This window comes from Proteiniclasticum sp. (assembly GCF_032054185.1).
Taxonomy (GTDB): Bacteria; Bacillota; Clostridia; order Clostridiales; family Clostridiaceae; genus Proteiniclasticum.
On sequence record NZ_DAMBTF010000036.1, the window covers coordinates 1 to 16,133 of the forward strand.

Sequence of the window (16,133 nt, forward strand, 5' to 3'; positions counted from 1 at the left end):
ATTACTATGTTTCAGCTGTTTTTATTTTTGTTGCATTTAAATTTGACATTAGGCAATAGAAGATATATAGATAAAATTCCGGTGTTTGTCACTTCCGGTATGGAAATGTTTACAGAAAAGCGTTATATTAGATATGAATAAAGACTCATGAGACATATTTAGGTCTCGAGAATAGGGGTAGAAATTGAAAAAAGGCACAAAGCTTATCAGAAAAACGGTTCTTGCAGATTACATTCTTATTTTTATCGGAATTGTTCTTACCGCGACATCGATCGTGTATATTTTTACACCCAATCGACTCGCCGCTGGTGGTGCTCAGGGCATCGCCCTTGTTATCAATCATCTGACTGATATCAACACAGGTCTTCTGATGATTCTCATCAATGGAATTCTGTTTATTACAGCATTTGCAATATTGGGAACGAGTTTTGGGGCGAAAACGCTTTTTTCATCCCTGGGTCTCTCGTTTGTTGTTTTCATTATGGAAAAATATCTTTATTTTGGACCCCTTACAGATGATCTCATGCTTTCATCAATTTTTGGAAGTGCACTTATGGGTGTAGGGGTTGGGTTTATTCTCAATAGAAATGCATCCATAGGTGGAACCAGCCTTATCGGGAAAATCCTTTCTAAGTATACCTTTCTTGACCAGGTTAACTGTATTGTCGCAACAGACATTGTCGTTACGGTTTTTTCGCTTTTCATTTTTGGAGTGGAGATCGGTTTATATCAGCTTCTATCTGTATATCTTACGGGGGAAATCATAAACAGGGTTATCGATGGTATCACATACAGACGCGAGGTGATGATCATAACTGAACACCGTGATGTGATTATGAAATATATCATTAATGACATGAAGAAAGGAGCAACTCTTCTTAGAGGAAGAGGTGGATTTACCGGTCTTGATACGGAAATCATCCTTACGATTCTAACAAGGCGCGATTTCATCAAACTTAAAATCTTCATTCGAAAAGTCGATCCGAAAGCTTTTATTTCAGTGAATATGGTTACTGAAGTATCGAGTTCCACATCCGACAGTATATTAGGCTAGTCGGAATGTGTAAAATGGCAGAATTGGATGAATTATGTGAAATTATTTATTAATTACTTGAATTTTGTTTTAATTATGTAAGAATAAAATGTATAATTGAATTATATATTTTTTAGGAGGTATTCTACAGTGCAAACGGACAACTTTATAATTGGGCTTGATATCGGAACGCATTACATTAAAGCATCTGCTCTATCTGTACAGGACAATACCCTTATGTACGGATCCGTTGTCGAATCCCAAGGAACGGACAAAAATGGAATTACTGACATTAAAGCACTAAGCAGTGCAATAAAAAAAGTGGTTAGCAAACTTGAAATCAAAATTTCAAGAAACATTAAGTCTGCATTTGTATGTTTACAGCCTGAATTTGTACGACTTATTGATACCGAGGGACATGCAGCCGTTTTAGGAGGATCCGTCACTCAGTATGAAATCGATAAGGCGTTAGATGGAGCACAGCTTATATCCTTACCACCTGACGAAGAGATTGTTGATATTGTGATCACGAGATATTTTGTCGATGAGACAGCTTATCGTGATCCAGTTGGAGTAAAAGGCAGAAATCTTGAAATCCAGGGACAGCTTGTAACAGCAAAGAAAGAATATGTGGAATCCCTGTATGATGCAATGGCAGGGGCCAAGCTGAAAGTATCTGGTACAGGTCTTGGAAGCGTCGCTGCCGCTAGTCTTCTGCTCACCAGCAGAGACTGGAAAAATGGAGCCATCCTGGTTGATACGGGTGCAAACACCACTCGTGCAACACTGCTCAAAGATAATCGAATTATGGATTCAGAGATTTTTAACCTCGGCGGGAAAAGTATTACAAGAGATATTGCCATCGTGATGAAGACCTCCCTGCTGGAAGCCGAGGAAATCAAGAAAGGTTACGCTAAAGATGAGCTTACTCTGGATGAGGAAAAGTACTCGCTCATTGAAGAGATCATCAAAGCAAGAGTCGAAGAAATTATGTCATTCGTAGAAAAATTCAGCACAAAGTATGCCCATGATGAGCAGATTAAAAAAGTGATCATTTATGGTGGTGGTCTGTGCGGATTTAAAAATATCAATAAAATGTATAAATCTGCGATTAATCAGTCTACAAATTTTGTGACATCTGATATAATAAGGGATGATAGTGTCTTCAACATCCAATCAGGTGGACTGATCTATCATCTGCAGAGTGCAATTCATTGTAAAGGCACGATCGACGAGATCGTAAAAGCTGATAATGAAGAACACAGTCCAGACGCAGGAACTATAAGTGATGAAGATTTTTTCAGAAAATATCAGAACCAGTTTGAAGCAAAACCAGACAAGGATAATGAACATCAGGACGATGAAGATGATGATTATCTGAGCGCAACAGGTATTATCGAGAAGATACGCATATGGTTCATTAATTTGAAAAATAAGTTTATGAATAAATAAGGGGGAAAAATCGTGTTAGATTTTGATTTTGAAATTCAAGGCCCGGCAGAAATTAAGGTAGTAGGTTGTGGTGGCGGAGGAAACAATGCTGTCAATAGAATGATTACAGAAGGATTAGGAGATGTTGATTTTATCTCTATCAATACAGATAAACAGGCGCTGCTGCAGTCCAATGCAACACACAAGATTCAGATCGGAGAAAAACTGACTAAAGGACTGGGTGCAGGCGCGAATCCTGAAATCGGAGAAAAAGCAGCAGAAGAGTCCAAAGAAGAGATCATGGCTGCTCTAAAGGGCGCTGATATGGTCTTCATCACAGCAGGCATGGGCGGAGGAACAGGTACTGGAGCTACTCCTGTAGTTGCCGATATCGCAAGATCCATGGGTATACTGACTGTCGGTGTGGTCACAAAGCCTTTTAACTTTGAAGGAAAGACCAGAATGAAGAATGCCGATATCGGGATCCAGAAATTAAAGGAAAGAGTCGATTCGCTGGTTACGATACCAAACGAGAGGCTTCTTATGATCGTCGATAAAAGAACAACATTCAAGGAAGCCTTCAATAAGGCAGATGATGTACTGAGACAGGGTGTTCAAGGGATCACTGATCTGATTACTGAGAATGGTCTTGTTAATCTTGACTTTAATGATGTCAGAACCATCATGCTTAACAAGGGTCTTGCTCATATGGGCGTCGGTTACGGAAAAGGCGAAAACAAGGCAGTGGATGCTGTCAGACAGGCTATATCTTCACCACTTCTCGAGACGAAAATCGATGGTGCAACAGGTATACTTCTTAATGTAACGGGTGGAGAAGATCTCTCCCTGCTTGAGATCAATGAAGCTGCTGAAGTTGTTAAAGAGGCAGCTGATTCAGAAGCCAATATCATATTTGGTGCTGTAATTGATCCTAAACTGAAGGATGAAATCAAGATTACGGTTATTGCAACTGGATTTGATGAAGTTAAGGTTTACGGTAAAGAAGAAAAGAAGCAGGAAGTTAAAGAAGAAGTAAAACAGGAAGCTGAAGTTGTCAGGAAGGAAGAAGAATCAGCGGACGATCAGCTGGAAATTCCGGCATTCCTGAGAAACAGATATAATAAGTAATTGAGGTGTAGCCCATGAAATGCCCCTTTTGTAATTTCTCGGAAAGTAAGGTCATTGATTCAAGGGCAATCGAAGATAATTCTGCCATAAGACGCAGACGTGAATGTCTGTCCTGCGGCAAGCGTTATACCACATTTGAAAAAGTGGAGGATATCCCGATCCTTGTTGTCAAAAAAGATGATAGTAGAGAGAACTTCGATAAGAATAAAATTATCGTAGGTCTTATTCGGGCATGCCAGAAAAGACCTGTTTCAAGATTTCAGATCGAAGAAATCGCATCGGATATCGAAAGAAACATTTCCAACAGTATGATTTCAGAAATCTCATCGGAGGAAATAGGTGAGATGGTTATGGATCGACTTAAAGAAGTTGATGAGGTAGCCTATGTCAGATTTGCTTCGGTCTATAGGCAATTTAAGGACATCAATACTTTCCTGACAGAAATCAAAAATCTGATGGGTAACGATAAGGTGACGGATTCCAGAAAAGGAAAACATCAATAATTGGTTTAATGAGTTAGTGCTGCAGGTGTAAAAGCTTCGCAGCACTTTTTGTATCCTTGAAGGTTATAAGGATTAATGTGCCTAGATCTGATGAAGCGTTAATTCTAGGTAAATTGGGTGTTATTCAATTGTATTGGATTTGTCTTTGTGGTTAAATTGTATTATATAAATGTTATTATGGAGGATAAAATGAGTAAAGATAAGATATTGATTATAGATGATGAAGAACATATTGTTGAGCTTATCCGTTATAATCTAGAGAATGCCGGTTATGATGCGATTGAAGCGTATAACGGGACTGATGGAATCAAGCTGGCTAAGCAGGAAAAACCGCTTCTCATACTGCTCGATGTTATGCTGCCGGTGATGGATGGTCTTGACGTCTGCAGAAATCTCAGAAAAGATGAATCAACGAAGTCTATTCCCATCATTATGCTTACAGCGAAATCTGAGGAAATCGATAAAATTCTTGGTCTAGAACTGGGCGCTGACGACTATATCACCAAACCGTTTTCTGTACGAGAACTGCTGGCAAGGATAAAAGCGGTTCTAAGAAGAACAGGTCCTGATACAGAGGATGCTGCTACATTTGCTTTTTCTGATGTGGTGATTGATTATGACAAGCATCTTGTCACGAAGAATAATATCAAGGTAGATCTTACACTAAAAGAATATGAACTGCTTGATATACTCATAAAGAATAGAGGAAGAGTGCTGAAAAGAGATCTGCTTCTTGATAAAATCTGGGGATATGAATATGTGGGAGAGACCAGAACTGTTGATGTGCACATCCGGCACCTGCGGCAGAAACTTGAAGATGACGATAAGAATCCGACGTTTATCGAAACAGTGAGGGGAATCGGATACCGGTTCAACGATCTGGAATTATGAGCAGACGGATTATCATCACATTCTTAGCAAGTATCCTAGGGGCGATGTTTTTTTTGACCTCAGCATTTCTGATCATTTCCAACCTGCAGAAACTGGAACTTGTTAGGGATAAGCTCAGATCGAACAATGAGATGATCATGAATTATATGGAAACCAGCGGTATAGACCCGGAGATTCTTCTAAGCAGCGCTGATGATACATTTAGAATCACCCTCATCGATGCAAGAGGAAATGTGCTCTTTGATACATCCGAACAGGAAGTCTATGAAAACCACCTTTTCAGAAAAGAGATACAGGAAGCATTTTCTTTTGGAAGCGGTTCTGATGTCAGGGTATCAGAGACACTGGGTATTCAGATGGTGTATCATGCAACGATTCTGCCAGACGGGAGATTTCTTCGAAGCTCTATGGAGGCGGGCTCACTTGATTTAGGTCACCAGTTTACAAGATACATGCTGGCCGCCTTTATCATGGTCATCCTGCTGTCATATTTCCTGGCACAGCGGATATCCAACTATCTCCTTGAACCCATAACGGAGATGACATTTGCTACAGAACGTATTGCAAATGGAGAATATACAAGAAGAGTGACCGTACGGCCGGATGCGGAACTGGGAAAACTTGGATCTAACTTCAATAATATGGCTGAGCGGCTTGAGAATACGTTTATAGAAAACCAGGAAAAGCAGAATCGGCTGGAGGCTATACTGAAAAGTATGAATTCAGGTGTATTCGCATATGACACTCAGGATCAGATTATCATGATCAATCCATTCTGCAAGGAGCTTTTTGGTATCTTCGGTGATGTGATCGGCAAGAATATTTATGATATCAAGGAACTGAGGGATCTTATATTCACCCTTGAGTCGGAAGAAGATGTAATCGAAGTGAGAATCCGAAAGCCGATGGTAAGAGATATCCGCATCAAATCAGCTGAGATTTATGGCGAAAGAGTGGCGAAAGTGGGAACGGTAGTCGTACTTGAGGATATCACCGATCTAAAAAAACTTGAAAAAATGAGAAGTCAGTTTGTAGCCAATGTCTCTCATGAACTCAAAACACCTTTAACTTCTATTAAGGGCTTTTCAGAAACACTCAAATTTGTTAAAGATGAGGAAACGAGGAATAAGTTCCTTGATATCATAAATGAGGAAAGTGAAAGACTCACTCGACTGATTAATGATATTCTGACTTTATCAAGCATTGAGCAGACTAAAACCGTTAAGCATGAAGAGATTGATGTAGGTAGAGAAACAGAAAAAATCTACAACCTCCTTGCACCGAAAGCTGAATCAAAGAACATAAGACTCAATTTGAAACAGACTGAGCAGTTCATCATAAAGGGAGATATCGATAATTACAAACAGCTGGTGCTAAATCTGGTTGATAACGCAATTAAGTACACAAGAGAAAACGGAGAAGTGAATATCCAGCTAGACAGATACAAAGACGAGCTCAGGCTGATCATTCAGGACACGGGGATCGGAATACCAGAGAAGCATCTCAATCGGGTATTTGAGAGATTCTATCGAGTGGATAAAGCGCGTGACAGGGCTATGGGAGGGACTGGACTTGGACTGGCAATTGTGAAACATATTGTACTGTCTATGGGTGGAACCATCGATCTTGAATCAGAAGTAGGGAAGGGCTCAACCTTTACGATACTTTTACCTATGACCAGTTCAGATTTTTAGGGGGGAACGAAAGTTTCCTCTTTTCCATCATAATCAGGACAATCTTTTCTAAAGTAGGCTGACGTAACAAGGCAAATCGAAATGGGTGAATAGCTCAAGTTAAATTTAACAATAAAAAACCTGGGATCAGGTATCGAGATCACTCGAACCTAATTCCAGGTTTTTGTTATGCAAATTATTCAGCTGTATCTTCAGCCTTGAATTCGATAAAGTAGATGTCGTTTCTTGCTTTAAGTAATTCTGTTTCAACTTTTGTTTCGAAAAGAACTGCTGAACCAGCTTCGATTTCAAGGTCCATAGGAACTGGAATTTCGATTACTTCTTCTTTCTGGTTTGTTACAGCAATTATTGTACCTTCTTCAACAACGGTAGTATCTGCAAAGTTGTTCTTCACAACAAATTCCATGTTGAATCCGCCATCAGCTTCAGTCATTTCGAAAAGTGCAACTTGAACAGTATCATCTACAGTTCTCATGAATTTTACCACTTTTTCAAGTGAACTCTGTTCATCAGCAGAAAGTTCTCTGCTTTCAAGCAGTGATGTCACAGCAACTTCGGATGGAGCTTCTGCAGGTGTTTCAGCAGGAGTCTCTGCAGGTGTTTCAACTGGTGTTTCAGCTGGTGTTTCTGGAGCTGGATCTTCTGTTGTGCAACCAACCGCAAATAGTACAGTCATGGCAGAAATGATTAGAACAGTTAATGTCTTTTTCATATTTTGATCTCCTTTAGGTTATATTATAATTTGAGTCGGCGTACAGGGTACAGCTGTTCTCAATGTGTAGAAATTATTAATACTATTTAACAAATTATTAGCAATTTGTATAACAATGTGCCCTGCATTGTTATATTCCTTTGGTTTACTAAACAATATTATTAATATCTCAATTCTCATAATAGCACTTCTATAGATTAAATCAAGAGCGGTATAGGCAGGAGCAGAACAGTTATTCATCAAATGAAACAGATAACCAAAACCCCTAATAAGAATGTCCATTGATTTTACGCGTCTCGATACTGAAGAACATCACAACTAAACCCAGTGCAGATAAAGTGAGGCCAAACAGCAGAGTGTTTGCGACAGAAGTAAATGTGAGTAACCATCCGCCAATCAGACTTCCACCGACACCACCTAATGTCGTAGCAGCTGTGGTAAATGCCTGGCCTTTGATCATGTCTTTGCGTTCAAGTACCTGATTGACATAATATATTGACCCAGGAATGAATATGGCATATGAAAGCATCTGCAGTCCTTGTGCGACGTAGATCATAAACATATTGGTGGAGACAAGTGTAACAAAGGTTTTCAATGTAAATATCATTGCAGAAAATTTCAGCATCATTCCTATATCATATCGGCGAATCAGTTTTGAGAAGGTAAGCATCACAGGGAGTTCAAGTACAGCGGCAATGGCAAACGCTGTTCCCATGGATGTTTCATTTCCACCTACATTTTCTACAATCTTGATCATATAGATGTTTATGATGTTGAAACATATAAAAATCAGAATGATACCCATGAGGTATGCGGTGAACTTTTTGTACTTGGCGACGAAACCGAATAATGAGAGATGATCAGGTTCATCGGAAGAGTTTCCCTTATGAGTTTGGATATCCATTTGATCATGGCGTTCTTCTGGAAGCATTTCATCGCTCTTTAACCTGAAAATAATGGCGAAGAGAAATGTAAGACCAAATAGTGCGGCAAAAACAAATGGGAGAATATCGGTGCCTTTACGATCAACGGCTACACCAAGAGTCAGTGACATGATTGCGTAGGTCAAGGAACCCATTCCACGTGCAGCGCCAAAATTCAGAGCAAGACCTTTATTGATATAGTTAATCCCAAGTGCATTAATCAGAGGGTGAATCGTGAGCATAACTGTAAGAAGCAGAAAATAGAGAAGGGCTGTTATGACCATAATTTCAGGTGCGAAAGTCATGATCACAGATATAGAAAGGCAGACGAAAAGCATAAGTGAAGTGATTGCTCGAAGGGAGTCCTTTTTAGATCTGTCTGCAAATCCCGCAACTAATGGCTGCAGCAATGCCGAGAAAATGTTGGTTGACGCGAGTATTATACCTATCTCGTCACTTGCAAAGTTTTTGGAAAGAAGATACACCGTCACAAAATTATATGTGGCGCCAAAAACCATCCAGTATCCGCCGTGTAGGAAGGAATATCTGATATTCATATTTCTTAAAGTAGTTCCTGCTGTCTGCATAAATTTATCATCCCATCAATTCAATTATTTTTCCTTCGGTCACCGAAAAAAATTCTTTTTAATCACATTATGTATTATCTCACTCTATAATATCAAAAAACAGAAGATTAAGCGAAGGAATAAAAATGCACAGTTCTTCATATGAACTGCGCAAATTCGAACAAATTAATTTGTGATTTCTATGGCGTGGAGGAAAAGTCTTCCATCTTCCATAGCGTAATTACAGGTTACGAGAGTGATAATGCTTAACTTGTCGCTGGGTTCAGTTTCCAGATCAAAGATTGAAGACTCCTTAAGCATATTCTGGAACTCTCCATATGTTGTGTTGTTAAACTGTGTATCAAGGTAGGGTCCCTCTGACGGAGAAATATGGACAGAAAAGACTTTGTAAGTCTTTTCACCCTGTGGTGTAGAGAATGTAAAGACACTGTTTTCTTCTGCAAATTTCCTGTCTGCAAACTTGTCCAGATCACCAAACATAAGACCTCTTTCTGTAAAATGCCCATAGATTACTGTGTGTCTGTCCAGTCCCATTCCCAGATTTCTGTAATCCATGAAGATCGAACCTAGAACATCCTTCTCTTTTTTGAAGTTCTTGTCCAGGTACTCTTCATTGTCATTTCCGCGTACCACAGGATAATCAATTTTTGTATTGGCTACCTTGATCCAGCCCACGTAATCCTGATTTATCGCATAGAAAGTGCTGGCTGGATTAGCGGTATAAATGAAATCATTATCTGGAAAGACCGATTTTATCTGAGTTTCTTCTATTGGAACAGTACTACTGGGCTCATTTAATGATGGTATGGTGTCAGTTTTATTTTGAGAAGAGAGCTCCTCATAATAGTCCTGAGAACTGTCCATAGCCTTGTTTTCATTCACCTTGAATATCCATAATGATAACTGCAGAATGGTTACAGAAATCAATATTGTGAATAATAAATTTCGTTTCGTGATAACCACCTCCAATTAATCAGATAAACACACATTGTGATAATAAATTCCAAAAATACAACATTCTGTGACACGTTTATTGCTTGATGCTATTATAACTTCAAGAACAAATTATATCAAATTTAATATCACAAAAGGAGATGTCGAAAAATGAAAAAAATGTTGAAAAAAATGAGCGGGTTCCTGGCTGTTATGCTGTTATCACTAAGCATCCCTGTATTTGCTACTGCACCTACCGATGATATCGTGGATATAGCTGTTGGAAACTCTGATTTCAGTATACTCGTTAGTGCACTTCAGAAAGCTGACTTAGTTGGTGCACTCCAGGGTGAAGGACCATTTACAGTTTTTGCTCCTACAAATGCAGCATTTGAAAAACTGCTGGAAGCACTGGATATTACAGCAGAGGAACTTCTGGCACAGCCTGACCTGGCTAAGGTACTGACCTACCATGTTGTATCTGGTAAAGTAATGTCAACTGATCTATCTGATGGACTGGAAGCAGACACATTAAATGGTGAGAAAGTGAAGTTTGACCTGTCTGGAGACCCAAAAGTAAATGATTCAGCAATCACAACCGTTGATATCGAGGCTACTAATGGAGTCATTCATGTCATCGACACAGTCCTAGTACCTGAAAACTTTACACTTCAGGAAGTTGATCTGGAAGAAACTACTGCACCTGATACTGGTATCCCAGCATCATTCCCATACCTTCTGACAGCTGGAATGACAGCCGGTGCTGCACTTCTGGTATACAGAAAGAAAGAAGCTTAACTTAGCACACTAATAATAACAGACGTCACACTCATGTGACGTCTGTTTATTTGTCCTTATTCTCTTCAGTTGCTGCATTCTCTTTCATGAGCGATGCTCGAGAGACAATGTTTTTTCCGAACTTGTTCCGAATCAGATCAACAGCCTGCTGAAGTCTTTCATCTCTGATTTCTGTGTCGGTTTCCATATTTTTAAAATCTGATTTATCGATATCAAAAAGAGAAAGCTGTTTTCCTGTATCGCTGTCCTCAAAGTCGGTTAAGGCGATACCTATGAGACGGATGGGTTTCTTGGGATTCCAGCACTCATCAAGTAAGGCGGAACCGGCAAGAAAGATCTGTTTCGGAAGGTTGGTCTGGGAAACCTGACATTGCCTCGTAATCACCCTGAAATCACTATATTTCAGAGTGATCTGTACTGTGTGACCTTTCTTTTGTTTCATTCTAGCACGTGTGGATACATCGTCTGATAATTTGAGCAGGACTGATTTGGCTTCTGCAAGCCTTGTTATATCCTTGCTTAAAGTGACCGATTTTCCTATAGATTTAATGTCGGTGGGAGAACGGTCTGTTACGGGATCATGATCTATTCCATGAGCATGATCATACATGGTAACTGCAGCTTTTCCAAAATGTCTCATCAGTTTCTGTCTGTCCGACTTTGCCAGGTCTTCTATAGTGAAGATATTAAGTTTATTAAGCGCATCAGACGTTTTCATGCCGACACCATACATGTAGCCCACAGGCAAAGGCCAGAGCTTCGTCGGTACATCTTTAATCTGAAGTTCAGTTATGCCCAGAGGTTTTTTCATTTCTGATGCCATTTTAGCCAGAAACTTGTTGCTGGAAATACCTATGGAACACCACAGATCCAGTTCTTCTATCAAACCCTGCATGATTTTTTTAGCTGCTTCAGGTGCACTACCGAAAAGATTTTCGGTGCCAGTCATATCCATCCAGGCTTCATCAATACTGTTCTGTTCGATAACGGGTGAATATCTGGAGAGATATAGCATCACCTGTCTTGAAACATGGCTGTAATAGGCATGATCGGGTGGTACCAGAATAAGTCCAGGACAGAGCCTTAAAGCCTGCTGGACGGTCATCGTAGTCTTTATACCCAGTGCTCTGGCTTCATAGTTTGCCGCAAGAATAATCCCTGACCTTCGTTCCGGATCACCGGCAACAGCTGCCGGATTGCCTTTGAGACTAGGTGTTCTCTTCATTTCACATGTGATGAAGAAAGCATTCATATCAACCAGAAATATTGTTTTTGTCATCTGTTTCTTCACCTCATCTATAAATATTACAACCTGATTTTATCACGAAATAGGGGCTGAATCACTAAAAAAGCCCCTATGGTTCACATCTGATGAACCATAAGGACCTAATTGAAAGTTTTTCTTAAACGGCTTCCTCAGTCTCCTGGAAGTCTTTATTGTAGATATCCATATCGATTTCTCCAAGTCTTTTTGCGGTGACAAGTCCTGCAAGCATTGAACCTGATACATTCAGTGCTGTTCTTGCCATATCGATCAGCGGTTCAATTGCAATAAGCAATCCAACAAGACCTACTGGAAGACCCATGGATGAGAGTACGGTTAGTGCTGCAAATGTCGCTCCACCGCCGACTCCTGCGATACCGAAAGAACTGATTGCTGTTATGACGATCAGCTTGATGAAGAATGTAACATCCATTGGTACACCAGTACCCACTGCAATCATTACTGCAAGCATGGCAGGATATATTCCAGCACATCCGTTCTGTCCGATACTTGTACCCAGTGATGCAGATAAGTTTGCAATACCACTAGAAACTCCGAATTTTTCAGTCTGAGTTTCAACATTAAGTGGAAGCGTACCTGCACTTGATCTTGATGAAAAAGCGAAGGATAGAGGAATACTGGCTTTCTTCAGATATTTTACCGGGCTCAATTTGTTCAGTGTAAGAATGACAAGGTGAATGATGAACATGATGATGATTGCAACATAAGATGCAAGTACGAATTCAAACAGTCTTGATATTTCTGTGAAATTCGATGTCGAAACAAACCGTGCAAGAAGAGCAAATACACCATATGGGGTAAATCTCAGCACCATGGTCACCATTCTCATAACTACATCATGAAGCATATTGAGGAAGCTCTTGAAGGCTTCTGCGCTTTCTGGTTTCTTACGTCGTAATCCGATGGTTGCGATACCGATAAATGCGGCGAAGAATACTACTGAAAGTGTAGAAGATGATCCCTGACCACTCATCGCATAGAAAATGTTTCTTGGAATGATTTCAGTAATCTGTTCAGGTATAGGCTTTGACTGGAATTCTGTAAGAGACTCTTCGAGTGCTTCACCTCTTGCAGTTTCCGCCTGACCCGAAAGGAGTTCACTGGAATCCAGTCCGAAAGCTCCAGATACAGCTGCGCCAAGTCCAGCGGAGATGGCTGTTGTGAGAATCAGAACTGCGATGATTGAAAATGCGCTCTTTCGAAGTGCAGAGGCATCCTGATTGACTATGCTGGTAGTAATGGCAACGAACACAAGCGGGATGACAATCATATTGAGCAGCCTGACATAACCGGAACCGATGATGTTCAGCCAGGTGTTAGATGTTGTAATAACATCTGACCCGGATCCGAATACGAGCTGAAGGGCTCCACCGAACAGTATACCTAATACTAAAGCGGTCAGAACACGTTTGGTAAAGCTCATATGCTTTTTCTGCATATAGGAAAGCCCAAAAATTATTGCTGCCGCGACTGCAAGTACGAGTAAAGTATAGAAAATATTCATTTTATTACCTCCTGATTTAGTATTATAAGACCATTAAATTGCCATGATTTACCAGATAAGGATGTTTCTGTTTTTTGGCCAGAAAAACAAAAACTTCTGCCTCCAATACAGAGGCAGAAGTAAACTTCCACGTTTCCACTCTGTTAACCTGTATCTTAATACAGGAAAACTCTAATTGGTACCGACATACCTCAATGCTATAACGGGCATTCCCGCTGGAGTCTACTATTATTTCGATCCAGTACTCAGAGATGCACTTCGGTCTGTTTCCATCTAAAAATCCTCTCAGCAATGGATTTTCTCTCTGTATAGACTTGCAAAAGACTTACTCTTCTCATCATCGTAATCCGACTATTTTGGTCAAATATAAATACAATATTAAATATAAGGGATAAAATGAATTTTGTCAACATTATAACTCAAATATTGAGTGTCCTGTATTTTATCCTTAATTGTAAAAGTAACTTCCGATTAGGAGAAAGAATAATGATGAAGTGGAAGTTAGTCTTATAAACAGGACTACAGACAAACTATTATCAACCACATCAACAGCATCAAAAGGGAGTCCATAAACGAGAAAACGCCGTACGACCTGGCAGAGTTCCTGATGCCATCAATAACACTGGAACTGCTCGGTCTACAGCGAATTCATCCCGACTTGGTTACAAGAAACCCATCCATCTTTAAGCAATAAAAAATGGGGGTCGGATTGCTTATACTGAACCCTGCCAACCGGAAGTTAGTCTTACAAACAAATTCCTGAGGGCCTATTTCCTGCGAAATAAAATAAATCCAATGCAAACAATGATGTAAGAATACCAGAGAATCTGGTGCAAATCAAACAAAAAGTGTAAAATACAACTTCCAAACCGGAAGTAACTCTTACACTTTCAGCGTTATTTAAGCTTTCTGTTTAAAGCGGAAGTTAGTTTTGAATTTAACCTCCTGTATTTTATCCTATATAACTGCTGTTGTACGCCTGGATACGCTATCGTCTGATCATTTTAGATGGGAATCGATAAAGGTGAGACCAGACAAAAGATATCGGGTAGCTAGAGAAATATTAAATGAGATTCCATTCGCGATATTTTCTTGAATTCACGGACTAAACTGATATGATTGAATATAGAAAGGGGTGCTTTTATGATTTTTTATTTTTCAGGAACAGGTAATTCATTATATGCCGCAAAGAAGGTAAATGAAGAACTTGATCATGAAATCATCGATATCAGCAAGGCTGTTTCAGAGCAGAGATTTTTCTATACACTGAAAGATGAGGAGATTATCGGATTTGTCATGCCAGTCTATTATTATGGGATACCTTCAATAGTGGAAGATTTTATCAGAAGGCTGAGCGTCCGATGTAGCGGCAGTCCGTTTATTTTTTCAGTCATGACGTGCGGCGGAAGTATTGGCGGAGCGGATCGGATGCTGAAAAGAATACTAAGTGATAAAGGACTGATACTGTCCGCAGTCTATTCACTCCCTATGATGGATAATTTTATTTTCGGCTATAATTTATCGGATCAGACTGAGCAGTCCAAGACACTGAAGAGTGCTGAAAGCAAACTGAAATATATCATGAAATCCATCCAGGTGAGGGGAAACGGTGACAAACCGTCTAAAGTATCTGCTCGTGTGCTGTCAGGTATTGCCTATCCATTATACAGAAGGGGACGAAAAACGAAGAAGTTCCATTCTGATGACAACTGCACATCGTGCAGCCTATGCCAGGAAATCTGTCCGGTAAAAGCCATAAAGATGGTTGAGGGGAAACCGGAATGGATTGTGGAACAGTGTGTTCATTGCGTTGCGTGCATTAACCGGTGCCCGGTAAACGCAATCCAGTATGGAACAGCAACAAAGAGACGAAGGAGATATGTTCATCCGATACTCCGATAGGGTCGGAATTCACTAGAACACAGACACAGGAAAAGAGGTAGATAGTAAGATGGAACCATTTATTGAAAAATACAGATTCAATTATATTAAGAAACGGGTATTCGAGGTGAGCAGTGCAATCACGAGCTCTCTGGACAAGAATGTTGTAATAGCCTCCAGAGCGCATAATCAGGATAAGATATACGGTGTTTTTTCTCAGCTCAGCGATGAACAGAAAGAGCTTCTCTCCATCGATAGAATTATCGACACAGTATCAGCAGATCAGTTCTTAAAGAAACTGGAACCATTCGTTTTGGGCATTTCGATTCCAACGAATGATACTGTCGCAAGGTTGTTCAAAAAACACAAGAAAATACGTATTCCTGATTCGTTTTCTGAGGATGTGAAGAGAGTGTATCTTGGATGGATTGATGGGGGAACAAGAAAACTGATGATGATTTATGAAATCGACAGAAAGCCTTTCGGAATGGCATGCAGGCTGCCTCAGGTGAAAAGCAGCTCCGTCAATGTCTGCTCATTATGTCACAATATCGGAAGTGATGAAGAGGTAGCATTTGTTTCTCCGGTGTGCAAGACAGAGCATCTGGGTCCCGATGCCTATAAATCCATCGGATTCTATCTCTGCCTTGACAGTGACGCGTGCAATGAGAGGATTACTTCAATAGATAAACTGGAAGATTTATTTCGAAAGGTCAACAATATCATCTAAATAGAAGAGAAAAAAATAGGAGACAGCTGAATCTTTTCAGCTGTCCAGACTGTAGACAAAGCGACCATTTCCATACGGAAATCGGTCGCTTTTTGCATTA

The 16,133-nt window shown here is 40.0% G+C and carries 14 protein-coding genes; 9 read left to right on the plus strand and 5 right to left on the minus strand.

The annotated features are described in order from the left end of the window. The first annotated feature begins 184 nt into the window (after nucleotides 1–184). The 6 genes from RTX25_RS13605 (at nucleotide 185) to pnpS (ending at nucleotide 6,680) form a co-directional block, all read left to right on the plus strand. Entirely contained in the window at nucleotides 185–1,054 is an 870-nt protein-coding gene (locus RTX25_RS13605; protein ID WP_312654460.1) for a YitT family protein, read from the plus strand. A gap of 129 nt (nucleotides 1,055–1,183) precedes the next feature. Beyond that, complete coding sequence (locus RTX25_RS13610; protein WP_312654461.1) at nucleotides 1,184–2,485, plus strand: cell division FtsA domain-containing protein; 1,302 nt, start codon at nucleotides 1,184–1,186, stop codon at nucleotides 2,483–2,485. Between the two features lie 12 nt (nucleotides 2,486–2,497). Beyond that, nucleotides 2,498–3,592 (plus strand): cell division protein FtsZ, encoded by a 1,095-nt coding sequence (gene ftsZ, locus RTX25_RS13615; protein WP_312654462.1) that lies wholly within the window; start codon nucleotides 2,498–2,500, stop codon nucleotides 3,590–3,592. A 14-nt stretch (nucleotides 3,593–3,606) separates the two neighbouring features. Beyond that, the gene (gene nrdR / locus RTX25_RS13620) at nucleotides 3,607–4,095 is read left to right on the plus strand and encodes a transcriptional regulator NrdR (RefSeq protein WP_312654463.1); all 489 of its coding nucleotides are present in this window, start codon (nucleotides 3,607–3,609) and stop codon (nucleotides 4,093–4,095) included. A 189-nt stretch (nucleotides 4,096–4,284) separates the two neighbouring features. Beyond that, nucleotides 4,285–4,986 carry a response regulator transcription factor gene (locus tag RTX25_RS13625; RefSeq protein WP_312654464.1) on the plus strand — a complete coding sequence of 234 codons (702 nt, stop codon included), beginning with the start codon at nucleotides 4,285–4,287 and terminating at the stop codon, nucleotides 4,984–4,986. A gap of 44 nt (nucleotides 4,987–5,030) precedes the next feature. Continuing rightward, complete coding sequence (gene pnpS, locus RTX25_RS13630; RefSeq protein ID WP_312654465.1) at nucleotides 5,031–6,680, plus strand: two-component system histidine kinase PnpS; 1,650 nt, start codon at nucleotides 5,031–5,033, stop codon at nucleotides 6,678–6,680. A 175-nt stretch (nucleotides 6,681–6,855) separates the two neighbouring features. On the opposite strand, the gene RTX25_RS13635 is transcribed toward pnpS, so the two are convergent. The 3 genes from RTX25_RS13635 to srtB all read right to left on the minus strand — a co-directional run bounded on the left by RTX25_RS13635 (nucleotide 6,856) and on the right by srtB (nucleotide 9,784). Next, a complete protein-coding gene (locus RTX25_RS13635; protein ID WP_312654466.1) occupies nucleotides 6,856–7,392 on the minus strand; it encodes a hypothetical protein in 537 nt (178 codons plus the stop codon). Nucleotides 7,393–7,657: 265 nt separating this feature from the next. After that, entirely contained in the window at nucleotides 7,658–8,902 is a 1,245-nt protein-coding gene (locus RTX25_RS13640) for an MFS transporter (RefSeq protein ID WP_312654467.1), read from the minus strand. 165 nt (nucleotides 8,903–9,067) lie between these two features. Next, nucleotides 9,068–9,784: a class B sortase gene (srtB, locus tag RTX25_RS13645; RefSeq protein ID WP_312654468.1), complete on the minus strand. Its 717-nt coding sequence runs from the start codon at nucleotides 9,782–9,784 to the stop codon at nucleotides 9,068–9,070. 222 nt (nucleotides 9,785–10,006) lie between these two features. Between srtB and RTX25_RS13650 the strand changes: the two genes are divergently transcribed. Further along, the gene (locus RTX25_RS13650; protein WP_312654469.1) at nucleotides 10,007–10,633 is read left to right on the plus strand and encodes a fasciclin domain-containing protein; all 627 of its coding nucleotides are present in this window, start codon (nucleotides 10,007–10,009) and stop codon (nucleotides 10,631–10,633) included. Between the two features lie 46 nt (nucleotides 10,634–10,679). Here the strand turns inward: RTX25_RS13650 and RTX25_RS13655 are convergent, their stop codons facing one another. Together RTX25_RS13655 and RTX25_RS13660 are read right to left on the minus strand one after the other, a co-directional pair. Next, complete coding sequence (locus tag RTX25_RS13655) at nucleotides 10,680–11,924, minus strand: DNA polymerase IV (protein WP_312654470.1); 1,245 nt, start codon at nucleotides 11,922–11,924, stop codon at nucleotides 10,680–10,682. A gap of 112 nt (nucleotides 11,925–12,036) precedes the next feature. Continuing rightward, nucleotides 12,037–13,422, minus strand: a complete 1,386-nt coding sequence (locus RTX25_RS13660) for a cation:dicarboxylate symporter family transporter (protein ID WP_312654471.1) — start codon at nucleotides 13,420–13,422, stop codon at nucleotides 12,037–12,039. 1,143 nt (nucleotides 13,423–14,565) lie between these two features. On the opposite strand from RTX25_RS13660, the gene RTX25_RS13665 reads away from it, so the two are divergent. After that, nucleotides 14,566–15,324, plus strand: coding sequence for an EFR1 family ferrodoxin (locus RTX25_RS13665; RefSeq protein WP_312654472.1), 759 nt, complete (start codon nucleotides 14,566–14,568; stop codon nucleotides 15,322–15,324). A 49-nt stretch (nucleotides 15,325–15,373) separates the two neighbouring features. Next, complete coding sequence (locus RTX25_RS13670; RefSeq protein ID WP_312654473.1) at nucleotides 15,374–16,033, plus strand: FusB/FusC family EF-G-binding protein; 660 nt, start codon at nucleotides 15,374–15,376, stop codon at nucleotides 16,031–16,033. Nucleotides 16,034–16,133: the final 100 nt, after the last annotated feature.

Coding starts and splice junctions, on each gene's coding strand:
- RTX25_RS13625 (WP_312654464.1), top strand. CDS start 4,285: ATGAGTAAAGATAAGATATTGATTATAGATGATGAAGAACATATTGTT.
- RTX25_RS13635 (WP_312654466.1), bottom strand. CDS start 7,392: ATGAAAAAGACATTAACTGTTCTAATCATTTCTGCCATGACTGTACTA.
- nrdR (WP_312654463.1), top strand. CDS start 3,607: ATGAAATGCCCCTTTTGTAATTTCTCGGAAAGTAAGGTCATTGATTCA.
- RTX25_RS13650 (WP_312654469.1), top strand. CDS start 10,007: ATGAAAAAAATGTTGAAAAAAATGAGCGGGTTCCTGGCTGTTATGCTG.
- RTX25_RS13670 (WP_312654473.1), top strand. CDS start 15,374: ATGGAACCATTTATTGAAAAATACAGATTCAATTATATTAAGAAACGG.
- RTX25_RS13660 (WP_312654471.1), bottom strand. CDS start 13,422: ATGAATATTTTCTATACTTTACTCGTACTTGCAGTCGCGGCAGCAATA.
- RTX25_RS13665 (WP_312654472.1), top strand. CDS start 14,566: ATGATTTTTTATTTTTCAGGAACAGGTAATTCATTATATGCCGCAAAG.
- pnpS (WP_312654465.1), top strand. CDS start 5,031: ATGTTTTTTTTGACCTCAGCATTTCTGATCATTTCCAACCTGCAGAAA.
- RTX25_RS13640 (WP_312654467.1), bottom strand. CDS start 8,902: ATGCAGACAGCAGGAACTACTTTAAGAAATATGAATATCAGATATTCC.